Genomic DNA, 14,715 nt, shown 5'->3' with positions numbered 1-14,715 from the left:
AGATTAGATCTCCTTATAAGGGTGGTTATAGACGATGACCTTGATAGGCTACAGGTGTAAAGATGGTGACATCAAAGCCGAGTAGTACTAATAGCCCGAAATTTTTGCGCTTCAGGTTTGCATACGTGCTAAGCTTTATAGTTAGTTTAGTTTTCTTATTAGTCGATGGTCGCTAGAAATTGACATTTTGGTGGTTATAACGTTGGGGTTCCACCTCTTCCCATTCCGAACAGAGAAGTTAANGGTCGCTAGAAATTGACATTTTGGTGGTTATAACGTTGGGGTTCCACCTCTTCCCATTCCGAACAGAGAAGTTAAGCCCAATTGTGCCGATGGTACTGCGTCTAGTGGGAGAGTAGGTAGCCGCCAGTTTTTTGTAGAGGGGGGGGAGTTAGTCGCAAGGCTGGCTTCCTCTTCTCGTTTATAGAGCTAGCACGACGGACGAGGGGAGGCGAAGAAACCTAAAGTGCAAATGAAGGGGCGGTACTCTATAGGTAATAGTCCCTTTTCTTTATTTATAGATTATTATGATATCTTTGCTCTAGTGTTTGGGGGAGATTATCCCTCGCTAAATCATTATAAGTACAAAAAAGAATTATGAGAAGATTGCTTACTTCCCTATTAGCCCTATGCGCTTTGGGCGTGGCTAGTGCCCAGAACTACAAAGCAGACCAAGGCATGGTGTCCACAGAGGTGTCATTGTTTGCCTCAGGGCTTACTAGCAACCCGCTTGATCTAACCCAAGGAGCCCTCAAGGGGCGTGTATTCCTTGGCGAAACACTTGCTTTACGTATGGGCCTCAATCTCTCCAACGTTACAACTAGCGCTACCAAAGAAGATAATCAGATCGTTCAGAACCATATCGTCAAAGCAACCTCTAGTACATATACCAATAAGCTCCTTATAGGTGTTGGTGTGGAGAAGCATTTTGCTGGGACCAAGCGACTGTCGCCATACGTAGCAGCTGACCTAAATTGGGGACTTGGTTTCACCCAGAAAGAAACACAGACCAACATCAAGAGTGTCGAGGACGAGGTAATCAAGTCACCTATGGAGCATAGCCTCGGAGGTGCGGTGATGCTGGGTGCTGACTATTATGTTGCCAAGCAAGTATTCATTGGTTTAGAAACAGGCCTTAGGGCTATGGGAGGCTGGAAGACCAAGGGCTCAGTGCGCAGAGGGAATACAATCCAGCAAGGTAGCACGACCTCTTCTAGCTTCGATCTGAAGCCTACGCTTCATGCTGGCTTCCGCCTTGGGTTTGTTTTCTAGACAAACCACGATTGCTGTCCAATACTTCCCTGCACGTAACAAGCTGATAGGCTTGTGTATGTGCAGGGAAGTCTGTAAATTTGTCCGGAAATTTCAGGATCATATCAAATTAAAATATTGAACTATGGCTGTTTATGTCAATGAAGTTTCCCGTACCTTCGGCGAATACCTCCTTATCCCCGGCCTCACGACCCGTGAGTGCGCGCCTCAAAATGTCAAACTTACGACTCCTCTAGTTCGCTTCAAGCAAGGCGAGAGTGCGCGCATCAAGCTCAATATACCCTTTGTTTCGGCCATTATGCAGTCCGTGTCGAACGATACATTGGCCATTGAACTGGCTCGCAACGGAGGTCTTTCCTTCATTTACGGATCGCAGCCTATAGCCGAGCAAGCGGAAATGGTTCGCCGCGTGAAGAAGTTTAAGGCAGGCTTCGTGACGAGTGATGCCAATGTGAGTGCAGATGCTACTCTGGCCGATGTACTACGCATCAAGCAGGCTACTGGGCACTCTACGATTGGGGTAACCTCAGACGGCTCCAGCCATGGTAAGCTCCTCGGGATTGTCACTAGCCGTGACTATCGTCTAGGTGTGGATACGGAGGATAAGCCCGTTCGTGAGTTCATGACTCCATTCGAGCGCCTCAAGGTAGGCCGACTCGGTATTACACTCAAGGAAGCCAATAACATCATCTGGGAGCATAAGCTCAATACCCTGCCTATTATTGATGAACAGGATCATCTGGTTTATCTCGTCTTCCGCAAGGATTACGATGCACACAAGGACAATCCCATTGAGCTCTCGAGCAAAGAAACCAAAGAGCTGCTTGTAGGAGCAGGGATCAATACTAGAGATTATCGTGACCGTGTGCCTGCACTAGTGGAGGCTGGTGTCGATGTCCTCTGTATTGACTCCTCCGATGGTTATAGCGAGTGGCAGAGCGAGACGCTCAAGTGGATCAGAGAGCAGTATGGAGATAGGGTTATGGTCGGAGCAGGTAATATCGTAGATGCAGAGGGTTTCCGTTATCTAGCCGAAGCTGGTGCAGACTTCATCAAAGTAGGTATCGGTGGTGGCTCTATCTGTATCACTCGTGAACAGAAGGGGATTGGCCGTGGGCAGGCTACAGCGGTGATCGATGTTGCTAAGGCCAGAGATGAGTACTATGCCCAGACTGGCCTCTATGTGCCTATTTGCAGCGACGGAGGGCTGGTACATGACTATCACATGACTCTAGCTCTAGCCATGGGCGCGGACTTCTTGATGCTTGGGCGCTACTTTGCTCGCTTCGATGAGTCGCCCACACGCAAGCTCAAAATCGGTAATAACATCGTTAAGGAGTACTGGGGCGAAGGCTCCAACCGAGCCCAGAACTGGCAGCGCTACGATAGTGGTGGCTCCGAGAACTTGAAGTTTGAAGAGGGGGTAGATAGTTACGTACCCTATGCTGGTAAGCTCAAGGATAACCTAGCGATTACCTTAGGTAAGATGAAGGCCACGATGTGTAGCTGTGGTGCTACTACCCTGCCCGAGCTACAGGAGAAGGCCAAGATCACTCTTGTTTCTAGCACCTCAATCGTAGAGGGTGGGGCGCACGATGTTATACTCAAGGACCGTCAATGATCACCATCATAGGCCCTACGGCATCGGGCAAGACTTCCTACGCTACACATCTGGCACACCGACTCTCTAGCGAGATCATCAGTGCAGATTCTAGGCAGGTATATCGAGGAATGGATCTTGGCACGGGCAAGGATTTAGCAGATTATCAGGTGGAGGGGATACAAATCCCCTACCACCTGATTGACATTATGCCCGCAGGTAGCCGATACAACCTCTTCGCCTATCAGCACGACTTCCATCGTGTCTATGCCGATATGCTGGCTCGAGGCATCGAGCATCCGATCCTCTGTGGCGGAACGGGTATGTATGTCGAGTCAGTACTTAGGGGCTATCATCTGCCGGACGTGCCTCCCAACGAGGCGCTTAGAGAGCAGCTTCGGCCTTATTCGCTAGACGAACTGAAGCAAACGCTCGCTACCTATGGGCCGCTACATAATAAGACGGATGTCGATAGTGCCCAGCGGGCTATTCGAGCTATCGAGATCGCCGAATACATTCGTCAGCAGCGTGAGCAGGGAATCGAGCATACTGAGTTCCCGCCGATAGAGAGCCTCATCATTTGCTTAGACTTGAGCCGAGAGGCTAGACGAGAGCGCATCAGCCAGCGTCTGCATCAACGCCTAGAGGAGGGCATGACCGCTGAGGTCGAGCAGCTACTCGCCTCTGGAGTTAAGCCTGAGGATCTTATTTACTATGGTCTGGAGTATAAGTTCGTCACACAATACGTGATCGGGGAGATTGACTACACGACGATGAGGCAGCAGTTAGAGATCGCCATTCATCAGTTCGCCAAGCGCCAGATGACTTGGTTCAGAGGAATGGAGCGTCGTGGCTTTACGCTACATTATCTCGATGCTTTGCTACCAATGCCTGAGAAAATCGCCCAGACAGAGGCGTTGATGCGGCAGCACGGTTACCTTTAGCTGCTAGGGCAGTCCTTATTCGGTTACTCATCTAGCAGGCACAATTGTACTTCGGGGCTAATTGACTATTTTTGTAGCTTAGCAACGATATATAATTAAGATACATCTACACGTAATGAATATATCCTACCAGTGGTTGCAAGACTATGTGGCAACCGACCTATCGCCCGAAGCTATCGCTTCGGCGCTTACCTCTATCGGCTTAGAAACAGGTTCTGTTGAGATGGTAGAGTCCATTCCCGGAGGTCTAAAAGGGCTTGTAATAGGTGAGGTACTGACGTGCCGTAAGCACGAGAACTCGGATCACTTGAGTGTGACGACCGTATCAATCGGACAGGCGGAGCCGCTGCAGATCGTCTGTGGTGCTCCCAATGTGTGTGCTGGCAAGGCTGTCGTAGTGGCCACCATCGGCACAGTACTTGGCTCAGGTGAGGAGAGCTTTACCATTAAGAAGAGTAAGATTAGAGGCGAAGAGAGCTACGGCATGCTCTGTAGCGAGGTTGAGATCGGGGTAGGAACGAATAATGATGGCATCATCTTGCTAGATCTTGATCAGGTACGAGTTGGTATGCCAGCGGCCGAGTACTTTGGCGTGGTTGCCGATGCTGTACTGGAGGTCGACATTACGCCAAATCGAGTAGATGCTACCTCGCACTATGGTGTAGCGCGAGATTTGGCTGCTTATCTGACGCAGAATGTAGCCCCCGTCAAGGCCGTCTTACCAGATCTTGCCTTGTCTGTAGAGGGGGTATGCCCTCTCCCTGTCGAGGTGACGGTATCGGCAGAGCAGATTGCTCGCTTCCAAGGGCTCGTGATTCGTGGTATCAAGGTCGCTCCCAGCCCAGAGTGGCTACGCTTCCGCTTAGAAGCTATTGGGCAGAAGTCAATCAACAACATTGTCGATATTACCAACTACGTCCTGCACGAGTACGGACAGCCACTCCATGCCTACGACCTCGACAAGATGGAGGGAGGCAAACTCATCGTCGGGACAGCTAAGGCTGGCGATAAGATGATCACTCTAGATCATACGGAGCGTACCCTAACCGAGCATGACCTCATCATCGCCGATGGGGCAGGCAATCCGCTCTGCATCGCTGGCGTGATGGGAGGAGAGGATAGCGGGACGACGAGGGGAACGACAGCGATCTTCCTCGAGTCGGCCAACTTCAATCCCTCTAGCGTACGCAAGACGGCACGACGCCTTGGCCTTAGCACGGATTCGTCTTTCCGCTTCGAGCGAGGTCTAGATCCCGAGCGTACCGAGTGGGCGCTTCACCGAGCAGTAGCACTCATTCTGGAGTGCTGCCCAGAGGCGTATGTAGACGGTGGCATTAGTGACCATTATCCCGTCCTGAGTGAGCCATATCGTGTGATCCTCTCACTAGACAAGATGAATAAGCTCATCGGCAAGGCTATACCAGTCGATCAGGTTGAGCGCATCTTGGCGAGTCTTGAGATCGAGATCACCGAGCGTAGTAGCGACGTCTGGACTCTGGCTGTGCCACGCTACCGCATAGACGTAACGAGAGATGTAGACGTCGTAGAGGAAGTTATGCGCATCTACGGCTACAACAATGTAGATCTAAGCGGTTACATCCACGCCAACCTAAGTGCACAAGGAGAGCCCGACCGCTCGTACAGCCGCAGACTGCTCATCAGCGAGCAGCTAGTGGGTGCAGGTTTCTCAGAGATCCTCAACAATTCACTATCCAATGGCGCAGACTACGAGGGGCTAATGTCTTATCCCTCGTCCAAGCTCGTGCGCTTGATGAATCCGCTAAGTGCAGAGCTTGGTGTGATGCGTCAGACACTTCTATTTGGCGGTCTAGATAGCATCAGCCGAAATCTCCGTCGTCAGCAGCATTCATTCTACTTCTTCGAGTGGGGCAACTGCTACGAATACAATCAGACGGAGGGTGGCGAGCCCTCTATGGCGGATTATGCCGAGCATCTGCGTCTAGGTATCTGGATCGCAGGCCAGCGAGTACAGAATAGCTGGGCGCACGCAGAAGAGGAAACCTCACCGTTCGAGCTCAAGGCTCATTTGGAGCATATCTTCACTCGCCTAGGCCTCAAGCTACAAAATCTCAAGCAAGCTGTCGTGGAGTGGGATATCTTCTCAGGCAAGGCCCTAGAGATCCGCACGGGCGGTGGCAAGCTACTTGCTCGTCTTGGTCAGGTTGCTCCTCAGCTTGCAGCCAAGGAAGATATTAACTTGCCCGTATATTATGCCGAACTCGAGTGGGCGCAGATACAGAGAGAAGCCGAGCGTGCTAAGGTAACGACAGGCGATTTGCCTAAGTATCCCGTCGTTAAACGTGACCTCTCTCTCTTGATAGACGTTGCGATCACGATGGCAGACATTGAGCGTGTTGCTCGCCAGAGTGAGAAGAAGCTCCTCACGGGTTGCGAGCTATTCGACGTCTACGAAGGGAAGAACCTCCCAGCTGGTAAGAAGAGCTACGCCGTTTCGTTCTTCCTCCAAGACGAAGAGAAGACGATGAGCGACAAGCAGATCGATGGCATCATGGATAAGCTCCAAAAGAGCCTGAAAAAAGAACTAGGTGCAGAGCTTAGATAAGTTTAATCATCATATTATATACTCAACCAATGGGAAGAGCATTTGAATATCGCAAAGCCAGAAAGATGAAGCGCTGGGGTAATATGGCCCGTGTCTTCACGAAACTTGGTAAAGAAATCACGATTGCAGTAAAGGCTGGCGGTCCAGACCCCGAAACGAATCCACGCCTACGTGTGCTGATGCAGACAGCCAAGAAGGAGAATATGCCCAAGGACAACGTGGAGCGTGCGATCAAGAAAGCCAGCAGTAAGGACTTTACCGACTATAAGGAGATGAACTACGAGGGCTATGGCCCATACGGTATCGCTATCTTCGTGGAAACTGCTACGGACAATACAACACGTACGGTAGCCAACGTGCGTAGCTACTTCAATAAGCATGGTGGTAGCCTTGGTACATCGGGTAGTCTGGAGTTCCTTTTTGAGCATAAGTGCATCTTCCATATCACCAAGCGTGAGGATATGGATATCGAGAGCCTAGAGCTCGAGCTCATTGACTACGGCGTGGACGAGCTAGAGGAGGACGAAAATGAAATCATTCTCTATGGCGAGTTCTCAAGCAATGCCGCTATCCAGAGCTATCTCGAGCAGGCTGGCTACGAGATCACTTCTGCTGAGTTCGTTCGCCTGCCTAACGATACCAAAGACGTAACGCCCGAGCAACGTGAGCAGCTCCAGAAGCTGATCGACAAACTCGAGGAAGATGAAGACGTGCAGAATGTCTTTACGAATATGAAGGAAGAAGACGAAGAATAAATCCTTCGGATAACGCCAATAAAAGGCTAGCCCTCTCTCGTCGGAGGTGCTAGCCTTTTTCTTTTATCTTATTACTGTGAGTTGCTTGATCTCTGGGCAGATCCTAGCGAGGCGATCGGCGATCTCTGTACGCAGTATGTTGGGTGGCTTCGAGAGCGTAGCCGATGCCTTGGTGTAGATTGTCTGTATTGAGCAGGTGGCCTCATCGGTCTCGAGGAAAAGCCTCTGAGCTTGATCAGCAAGGCGCAGACTATCGGGCTGGAAGTATTGGCCGAAGCTGAGGTATATTCCTGCCCTTAGGAGCTGCTCGGCTAGTTGAGCTTTGCCTCGGAAGCCATGCACAATCCACGCTTGAGCTGCCCTAGCCTCACGCCTTAGGGTAAGCAGTTCGCTCCAAGCCCTCACGCAGTGTATGACGAGAGGCCTCTGTAGGTGCTCGCTGAGTTTGATTTGCTCAAGGAAGTAATGCCTCTGGGTATCCAGCGGTATGTGTGAGAGCTTATCTAGCCCAGCCTCGCCTATGGCCCAGACGAGTGAAGAACTTTCGGCCTGTAAGATAAGTCTGTCGAGGGAGTCTTGGCGCAGATCCTCCGTATACCAAGGGTGTAAGCCAAGACTATAAGGGAGGTCCTTGGAGGGAGATTGTCCCAGCCTAAGGCTCTGTAAGCGCAGGAGCTCGGGTGTGATAGTGCTCGGCTGGTGGCTGTGTAAATCGATGTAATGGGAGGACATAGCTCGCAGACTTAGCTAGGGAACGGGGTCGTGTCCGTGTCCGCCCCATGGGTGGCAGCGCAGAATGCGCCGTATCGTCAGCCATAGCCCCTTGACGGGACCATGCTTCTTGAGCGCCTCAATGGCATAGACCGAGCAGCTGGGTGTGAAGCGGCACGATGGGGGCGTGATGGGAGAGATAACCGCCCGATAGAAGTAGATGGGCAATAGCAATAGCCATGTGAATAGCTTACTGATCCACTGCATGCTGCTCCTCCTCTCTTTTCTGTATTTTGGCAAAGGTCTTCTGGATCGCCTGCTCGATTTGCTTGTACTCTGGTAGCTCCTTGCTAATCATCGACCATGCGATGCGTGCATATAGCCCATTGCCCTCGAGCCACTCGAGCCATGGCGTTTTATTCAGGCGGTAGGCCTCTCGCATAAGCCGCTTGATACGGTTGCGCTTGGTGGCTCGCCTAAAATGCTTTTTGGGTGCCGATACCAAGATGCGGCTACGTGCCTCCGCCTTCTGTGGCTCTAGTAGATAAACGACACGTAGCGGGTAGGCGATGAAAGACTGCCCAGTAGAGAATAGCTCCTCCACTGGTTTCTTGTGGTGCAGACGCTCTCGCTTGGGTAACTTAGCTGGAGCTGCTTCTGCTGTTGATATCTCAGCCGTTTGATGCATCATACACTGCTCTTCTCTGCCTCTAGGTTGAGGAATAGCTCGCTTGGGTACTCCACATGCTCGAGGAAGAGCGCATGCCCCGGGGCTGATGAGCCAGCCGAGCATCTGTCCTTAGCCTCAATAATACGCACAAAATCCTCTAAACTGAGTTTCCCGCGACCGACTTGCAGAAGCGTCCCAACGATAGCACGCACCATATTGCGCAGGAAGCGGTCTGCCGTGATCGTGAAGACATATTCGCTAGTACTGCCCGCTCGCCTCTGCCAGAAGGCCTCTCGTATGCTACAATTATTGGTCTTGACGTCGGTGTGTAGCTTGCTGAAACTCGTGAAGTCGGTAAAACTCGGGAGCAACGCCGCCGCCCGATTCATCAGCTCGAAGTCTATGGGAGCATGTAAGCGAAGCATCAGTTCGTGACCGAATGGCTGCTTGTCGAAAGTAACATAGTAGCGATAGGTGCGAGCCGTAGCCGAGAAGCGTGCGTGTGCCTCGGGGTACATCGGTACGATGCGGTGCAATGCTATATCCTGTGGCAGAAGTCTATTGACACGGAAGATGAGTTGCTCAGCCTCGGCAGGCGATAGCTCTAGATCGAGGTGGGCCACCATTTCTCTGGCGTGTACCCCAGCATCTGTACGCCCTGCTCCTAGTATCGGGCATGGTAAGCGGAGCACAGTCGCCAATGCTTCCTCTATGGTTTGCTGTACCGTGGGGGCATTAGGCTGCGTCTGCCAGCCACTATAGTTGGCTCCGTTGTAGCTTAGGTATAGGAAGTAGCGCATCAGGCTTTGGCCTTGCTCTTGGCTTTGCTTTTGGCTGTTTTGGCTTTTGGCGCAGCAGCCTTGGCTGTGGTGCGCTTGCCTTTGGTTGTCTTCGCAGGGGCTTCGGCTACTATTTGGGCTACAGCCTCGTAGGTTAGCTCGTCGACAACGGCGTCCTTGGGGAGCTTGTAGTTATTGCCCTGATACTTGATGTATGGGCCGAAGCGACCTTGGCGAATCTCTAGCTCGGCGTCCTCGGCGAAGGTGCGCAGTAGGCTCTTCTCCTCTGCCTCACGCTTAGCCTTGATGAGCTCAATGGCCTCTTGCAGTGATATGCACATCGGGTCCATACCCTTGGGCAGACTGGCGAACTTGCCATCGTGACGTATATATGGGCCGAAGCGACCTACGGCGACGGTAACGACTTTGTCCTCGAACTGGCCGAGCTGTTTGGGTAGGGCGAAGAGGTCAAGCGCCTCCTCTAGCGTAATTGTCTCGATAGATTGCCCCGGCTGTAGAGAGGCGAAGCGAGGTTTCTCTTCGTCCTCGTTGGTGCCGATCTGTATCATAGACCCATATCGGCCAAGGCTAGCGATGACCTTGAGCCCTGTAGCTGGGTCGGTACCTAGCTCACGAGCACCTACTCTGTTGCCGTTGCCATTACGCTCGCTGGCTCGCTCTACCACGGGGTGGAAGTCCTTGTAGAAGCGGTCAATCACCTTCTGCCATACGAGGTCGCCCTCGGCGATCTGGTCAAATTCCTCCTCTACTCGTGCCGTGAAGTTGAAGTCTACGATGTTGGGGAAGTGCTCGACGAGAAAGTCATTGACCACAAGCCCTGTATCTGTGGGGATCAGCTTAGACTTGTCTGCACCATACACCTCGGTCTTGACTGTGCGCTTAACTCCATCACCGCTGAGCTTGAGCTCGATGAAGTTGCGCTCAATACCCGGGCGATCGGTGCGCTCGACATAGCCTCTGGCTTGGATCGTCTGGATCGTTGGTGCGTACGTAGACGGGCGGCCAATGCCTAGCTCCTCCATCTTGCTTACCATGGAGGCCTCAGTGTACCGAGCTGGCCTCTGAGTAAAGCGCTGATCTGCGCCAATGCTTAGGGGCTCTAGGTGTTCGCCCTCGCTCATCTGTGGGAGCAGCTTAGCCTCATCTCCCGAGGCCTCCATATAGAGCTCGAGGAAGCCTCTGAAGGTAACGACCTCGCCCTGCGCAACGAAGGCGTATGGCGTCCCTGCTACGGGTATGCTGATGGTGGTGCGCTCTAGTAGGGCGTCGGCCATCTGTGAGGCGATAGCGCGGCGGCGGATTAGCTCGTATAGTTTGACTTCCTGTGCCGTCCCCTTGATTGTGGCTCGGTCTACGTATGTGGGGCGAATGGCTTCGTGCGCCTCTTGTGCCCCCTTGCTCTTGGTTTGGTAGCGTCTAGGCTGGAGGTACTGCTCGCCATACTTGGTGCTGATCTCCTTGCTAATGGTATTCATCGCTAGAGAGGATAGGTTCACCGAGTCCGTACGCATATAGGTAATATGCCCCGACTCATATAGGCTCTGGGCAAGGCGCATCGTTTGCGATACCGAGTAGCCGAGTCGGTTGGAAGCCTCCTGTTGTAGGGTCGAGGTAGTGAAAGGAGCTGCGGGTGAGCGACGAGCAGCCTTGCGGGTGATGCTCTCCACCTCGAAGGTGCTACGAGCGCACTGCTCTAGGAAAGTCACTGCCTCGGCCTCTGTGGCGAAGCGGTGGTTCAGCTCGGCTTTGAGCTTGTGCCCAGAGGCTATCTTAAACTCTGCCTGTACACGGAAGGTACTCTCTGGCACGAAGGCGTTAATCTCACGCTCACGCTCCACGATGAGGCGAACGGCGACCGACTGCACACGCCCCGCCGAGAGTGAGGGCTTGAGGCGTCGCCAGAGGACGGGCGAGAGCTCGAAGCCTACGATGCGGTCTAGCACTCGGCGTGCTTGCTGAGCATCTACAAGGTTTTGGTCAATGTCACGGGGAGCGTCTAGGGCTGCGAGAAAGGCTTCGGAGGTGATTTCGTGGAAAACGATGCGCTTGCGCTGTTCGGGTTTAAGGTTTAGTGCTTCGCTCAGGTGCCAAGCGATGGCTTCTCCCTCACGGTCTTCATCGGATGCGAGGTAGACAAGTTCGCTTTTCGTTGCCTCGGCTTTGAGGTCCTTGACGATATTGCGCTTGTCTGCCGAGATCTCGTACTCGGGGGCGTAGTTGTTCTCGATGTCTACGCTGAAGGACTTTTGTTTGAGATCTCTGACATGCCCAGCACTTGCCATTACTTTGTAGCCAGTAAGTTTTTGTTGTTTGAGAAATCCCTGTATAAGATCTGCTTTCTTGGGGGACTCTACGATGACTAGCTTTTGTTGCATGCGCTCGTTCTTAAATCTTTGTTTGATTAGTATTTGACGGCAAAGGTAATGGATTCCACGCAATCACGGCAAACGGCTACCTACGTGTACCGAGTTATCTTGTCAAATATCTGGCTACTCTGTCCCAGAAGCTAAGAGAGAGTTTCGCCTCCCTCCCTAGTGTGGTGCTAGGGGTAGGGGTGCCATCTGGGCAGGTGTATAGATGGCCACTAGGTGCTGTCGCCAGTTCTCTGGCACACTCTCTAGGGTGTGTATGACGATTTTGGGCTTCTCGTCTTGCTTACCATCGGTTGAGGTGAATAAGGTATTTACATAGCGTTCATCTAACTTGTACACTGCGCCAGTAGAGCAGTCTACGGCCAAGAGTTGTAGCCTCCCACCGAGCCTTTTGCGCTCCCACTCCCAGCTATCATTGAGGTACGATAGAGATAGGCGTAGTGGTGTACAGTGTTCTTTGGTAAGCTCGACTGTGTAGTTGGCTGCTCTAGAGGCGAAGCCCTCCTGTGACTCTAGAGCCAAGATAATAGGAGCCTTACCATGAAATATAGGGATATTCGATTTGTTGAAGATACGTGCGTGGATCACTGGAGGAGCCTGAGCCTGTCGGATAATGTCGCAGCTAACTGTGCTCAAGAGTGATAGAGTAGCTAGTAGCGCCAAAGTGAGTCCCCGTAGTGCATGGTTGGTAAGGATATTCATATAAGACGAATGATTGGAGTGATTAATATTAAATGTATGTATTCTTTAATAACTGCAAAATTAATCATCTTGTCAAATAAATGCGAAGGGGCTGTGCCGACATTTGCTTCGGTACAGCCCCTTTTAGGTGCTTGAGAATGGGCAAAATGCAAGGACTACATCAGCCGAGGGCTAGTATGAGGCATAGGGGGCTGATGATTGGGCGCATGATGTGCGATGTGTGATGATGAGTTTATGATCAGAGTATCGGGCTACTGCTTCTTGTCTAGGCGAGCGAAGCGGCGTGCATACTTGGCCTGCTCCCGGTGTAGAGCTTGTTGCTCGTTGAGCACCTTGGCTAGCCGAGTCGTCTGCATCAAGGCGCTCTGCTCGGCAGGAGCTAGAGTGTAGCGGTGCGTTACTTTGCCTTGGCTCAAGTAGTCTATACCGAGCTTCCCCTCTAGGGCTAGTAATCCCTCTAGGTACTCTACTAGAGGGTCGTTGGCTTCAGCTCGATAGGTTACCAGCTCCCAGTAGTGCAGCCCGTCGTGGTAGCGATAGTTGAGCGCATCGTCATGCACTACGTTTGGGGTCGTGTAGGTGCTATCCTGCTGAGTGTGTCGTAGTCTGATGGCCGAGTGCTTGATCTTGCTACTCCCAGTGTAGACGGAGATAAGTTGTAGCACACCAAGCGAGTCTACGGTAGCACGCAGGTGAGGGCGTGCCCCGAGTGCCTTGGGTAGAAGTGCAGGAGCGCAGTAGCGCAGTTGAGTATCGTAGGCCTCGTTTTTGAGCTTGGCAAAGGCAGGGAGCATTCGGTTTATCTCCTCGGCTTTGAGCCGAATGAGGCTATCGAGTTCGATGATTTTGTGCTCCGCCTCCCTCTGTCGTATCTCTCGCTTGAGGCGTGTGCCTGCTCTCAGGATAGCAGTATCGGCAGGAGCCACTCGCTCTGCGCTGTCTACGAGAGCGAGCGCCTCGGTGTATGCACCTGTGTAGCCTAGAGCCTGTGCCTCGTCTAGGAGCCGCTGGGCTTGAGTGTCCTTGCCAGAGCTACAGGCGTATAGGCCGATAGCCAGTCCGACTAGGCCGAGTAGACGGGAGGCTGTTGATCGTATCATATGGAGAGTTGGCTCGGTGGTTTAGCCCTTATTGATCAGAGAGCGAATGTTCTCTACGAGCAGAGAGAGGGCTACGGAGTTGAAGCCTCCCTCTGGAATGATGATATGTGCGTAGCGTTTGCTTGGCTCTACGAAGTCACGGTGCATGGGCTTGACTGTGGAGAAGTATTGTTTGAGTACAGAGTTCATATCTCGCCCTCGCTCCTGCACGTCACGCACTAGGCGGCGAGCTAGGCGCACATCGTCGTCTGTGTCGATGTAGACCTTGACGTCCATCAGCTCACGTAGATCCTTATTCTCCAAGATCAATATACCGTCTAGGATAATCACCTTGGCTGGCTGTACTGTCACGGTCTGCTCTAGGCGGTTGTGCTCGGTGAAGGAGTAGACAGGTCGCTCAATGGGCTGGCCGGCACGCAGCTGGCGTACGTGCTCGATCATCATATCCGTGTCGAAGGCAGCTGGGTGGTCATAGTTCAGCTTGGCACGTTCCTCGAGGCTTAGGTCGTTGTGTGCCTTGTAGTAGAAGTCGTGGCAGAGGGTCGTTACCTGTTCCTCTACGAATATGTCTTGTAGCTTGCGCACGAGTGTAGACTTGCCCGAGGCCGATCCGCCCGCTACACCTATAATAGTGGTTTTATAAGTCTGCTCCATTGACTAAGTTTATTTCTGATTTTGCTTCAAAGATAACTGATTTTTCGCTCCTCTTTTCCTTGGGCTGATGCGCATTTGGCTAAGCCAGCTTATTCGTTTACATAAGTTTATACTATTGATGTAGATTTGGGGCTGTCGTATCCAATTGGTCTAAGGTTAGGCTCCGAGAGTGGAGGTGTTGTATTTGGGCTCTAGGAGGCTCTAGATTGAGCGCAGTGGCGTTTAGGCTCCTTGACTCCAGACAAGTGGAGATCGTCGCTTAGAATGCGCCTTTCCCAACATATTTATAATGAGTTGTTTGCGGCAATTATTGGAGGCATGCTGCTCCCTTGTGGCACATTTCTAGGCGTTTCTTCCCATTGATTTCTTCAGATTGATGGACACATCACAACAGATTAGCCCATCAATCCGAATAAATCTTCCCATCAATTTTTCCCAACCCCTCTGCCACCCTTTACAAACTACTACCCCATTCCCCAAAATCCGAGCATAAATCCTTTACATACCTTAACAGAAACTTAGATCAATAACACCCGTTTATCCCCTATCTG

The 14,715-nt window shown here is 52.0% G+C and carries 13 protein-coding genes and 2 rRNA genes; 7 read left to right on the top strand and 8 right to left on the bottom strand.

Annotated features, from left to right (window positions below):
• From HQ48_RS07045 to HQ48_RS07015, 7 genes are all read left to right on the top strand, one after another.
• Positions 1–112: ribosomal RNA gene (locus HQ48_RS07045) — 23S ribosomal RNA — on the top strand; the annotation flags it as partial.
• A 150-nt stretch (positions 113–262) separates the two neighbouring features.
• A 5S ribosomal RNA gene (rrf, locus tag HQ48_RS07040) occupies positions 263–372 on the top strand.
• A gap of 225 nt (positions 373–597) precedes the next feature.
• Entirely contained in the window at positions 598–1,272 is a 675-nt protein-coding gene (locus tag HQ48_RS07035; RefSeq protein ID WP_152567309.1) for a BT1926 family outer membrane beta-barrel protein, read from the top strand.
• Positions 1,273–1,396: 124 nt separating this feature from the next.
• Positions 1,397–2,893, top strand: a complete 1,497-nt coding sequence (locus HQ48_RS07030; RefSeq protein ID WP_044232768.1) for an IMP dehydrogenase — start codon at positions 1,397–1,399, stop codon at positions 2,891–2,893.
• Positions 2,890–3,816, top strand: a complete 927-nt coding sequence (gene miaA, locus HQ48_RS07025) for a tRNA (adenosine(37)-N6)-dimethylallyltransferase MiaA (protein ID WP_044232766.1) — start codon at positions 2,890–2,892, stop codon at positions 3,814–3,816. The genes HQ48_RS07030 and miaA overlap by 4 nt, the downstream gene beginning before the upstream one ends.
• 115 nt (positions 3,817–3,931) lie before the next feature.
• Positions 3,932–6,400, top strand: coding sequence for a phenylalanine--tRNA ligase subunit beta (gene pheT / locus HQ48_RS07020; RefSeq protein WP_044232764.1), 2,469 nt, complete (start codon positions 3,932–3,934; stop codon positions 6,398–6,400).
• Positions 6,401–6,429: 29 nt separating this feature from the next.
• Entirely contained in the window at positions 6,430–7,155 is a 726-nt protein-coding gene (locus HQ48_RS07015) for a YebC/PmpR family DNA-binding transcriptional regulator (RefSeq protein ID WP_044187328.1), read from the top strand.
• 63 nt (positions 7,156–7,218) lie between these two features.
• Here the strand turns inward: HQ48_RS07015 and HQ48_RS07010 are convergent, their stop codons facing one another.
• The 8 genes from HQ48_RS07010 to udk all read right to left on the bottom strand — a co-directional run bounded on the left by HQ48_RS07010 (position 7,219) and on the right by udk (position 14,164).
• A complete protein-coding gene (locus HQ48_RS07010) occupies positions 7,219–7,887 on the bottom strand; it encodes a TatD family hydrolase (RefSeq protein ID WP_052409013.1) in 669 nt (222 codons plus the stop codon).
• A 15-nt stretch (positions 7,888–7,902) separates the two neighbouring features.
• Complete coding sequence (yidD, locus tag HQ48_RS07005) at positions 7,903–8,133, bottom strand: membrane protein insertion efficiency factor YidD (RefSeq protein ID WP_081964727.1); 231 nt, start codon at positions 8,131–8,133, stop codon at positions 7,903–7,905.
• Positions 8,117–8,557, bottom strand: coding sequence for a ribonuclease P protein component (locus tag HQ48_RS07000; RefSeq protein ID WP_235300211.1), 441 nt, complete (start codon positions 8,555–8,557; stop codon positions 8,117–8,119). The genes yidD and HQ48_RS07000 overlap by 17 nt, the downstream gene beginning before the upstream one ends.
• Positions 8,554–9,339 (bottom strand): tRNA pseudouridine(38-40) synthase TruA, encoded by a 786-nt coding sequence (gene truA, locus HQ48_RS06995; RefSeq protein WP_044232762.1) that lies wholly within the window; start codon positions 9,337–9,339, stop codon positions 8,554–8,556. Before truA ends, HQ48_RS07000 begins: the two co-directional genes overlap by 4 nt.
• On the bottom strand, positions 9,336–11,711 hold the full coding sequence (gene topA / locus HQ48_RS06990; protein ID WP_044232760.1) for a type I DNA topoisomerase: 2,376 nt from the start codon (positions 11,709–11,711) through the stop codon (positions 9,336–9,338). The genes truA and topA overlap by 4 nt, the downstream gene beginning before the upstream one ends.
• A 156-nt stretch (positions 11,712–11,867) precedes the next feature.
• The gene (locus tag HQ48_RS06985; RefSeq protein ID WP_044232758.1) at positions 11,868–12,410 is read right to left on the bottom strand and encodes a hypothetical protein; all 543 of its coding nucleotides are present in this window, start codon (positions 12,408–12,410) and stop codon (positions 11,868–11,870) included.
• A 251-nt stretch (positions 12,411–12,661) separates the two neighbouring features.
• The gene (locus tag HQ48_RS06980; RefSeq protein WP_044232756.1) at positions 12,662–13,510 is read right to left on the bottom strand and encodes a hypothetical protein; all 849 of its coding nucleotides are present in this window, start codon (positions 13,508–13,510) and stop codon (positions 12,662–12,664) included.
• Between the two features lie 21 nt (positions 13,511–13,531).
• Positions 13,532–14,164, bottom strand: a complete 633-nt coding sequence (gene udk, locus HQ48_RS06975; RefSeq protein WP_044187314.1) for a uridine kinase — start codon at positions 14,162–14,164, stop codon at positions 13,532–13,534.
• Positions 14,165–14,715: the final 551 nt, after the last annotated feature.

This window comes from Porphyromonas sp. COT-290 OH3588 (assembly GCF_000769075.1).
In the GTDB taxonomy this organism is placed as follows: Bacteria; Bacteroidota; Bacteroidia; order Bacteroidales; family Porphyromonadaceae; genus Porphyromonas.
Note: the sequence above shows the minus strand (reverse complement) of the source record. Positions and strands in the feature narration are given on the sequence as shown.

Bases quoted from the DNA above. Each gene is read 5' to 3' on its own strand.
- topA (WP_044232760.1), bottom strand. From the start codon at position 11,711: ATGCAACAAAAGCTAGTCATCGTAGAGTCCCCCAAGAAAGCAGATCTT.
- HQ48_RS06980 (WP_044232756.1), bottom strand. From the start codon at position 13,510: ATGATACGATCAACAGCCTCCCGTCTACTCGGCCTAGTCGGACTGGCT.
- yidD (WP_081964727.1), bottom strand. From the start codon at position 8,133: ATGCAGTGGATCAGTAAGCTATTCACATGGCTATTGCTATTGCCCATC.
- HQ48_RS07010 (WP_052409013.1), bottom strand. From the start codon at position 7,887: ATGTCCTCCCATTACATCGATTTACACAGCCACCAGCCGAGCACTATC.
- HQ48_RS07015 (WP_044187328.1), top strand. From the start codon at position 6,430: ATGGGAAGAGCATTTGAATATCGCAAAGCCAGAAAGATGAAGCGCTGG.
- pheT (WP_044232764.1), top strand. From the start codon at position 3,932: ATGAATATATCCTACCAGTGGTTGCAAGACTATGTGGCAACCGACCTA.
- udk (WP_044187314.1), bottom strand. From the start codon at position 14,164: ATGGAGCAGACTTATAAAACCACTATTATAGGTGTAGCGGGCGGATCG.
- HQ48_RS07035 (WP_152567309.1), top strand. From the start codon at position 598: ATGAGAAGATTGCTTACTTCCCTATTAGCCCTATGCGCTTTGGGCGTG.
- HQ48_RS06985 (WP_044232758.1), bottom strand. From the start codon at position 12,410: ATGAATATCCTTACCAACCATGCACTACGGGGACTCACTTTGGCGCTA.
- miaA (WP_044232766.1), top strand. From the start codon at position 2,890: ATGATCACCATCATAGGCCCTACGGCATCGGGCAAGACTTCCTACGCT.
- HQ48_RS07000 (WP_235300211.1), bottom strand. From the start codon at position 8,557: ATGATGCATCAAACGGCTGAGATATCAACAGCAGAAGCAGCTCCAGCT.
- HQ48_RS07030 (WP_044232768.1), top strand. From the start codon at position 1,397: ATGGCTGTTTATGTCAATGAAGTTTCCCGTACCTTCGGCGAATACCTC.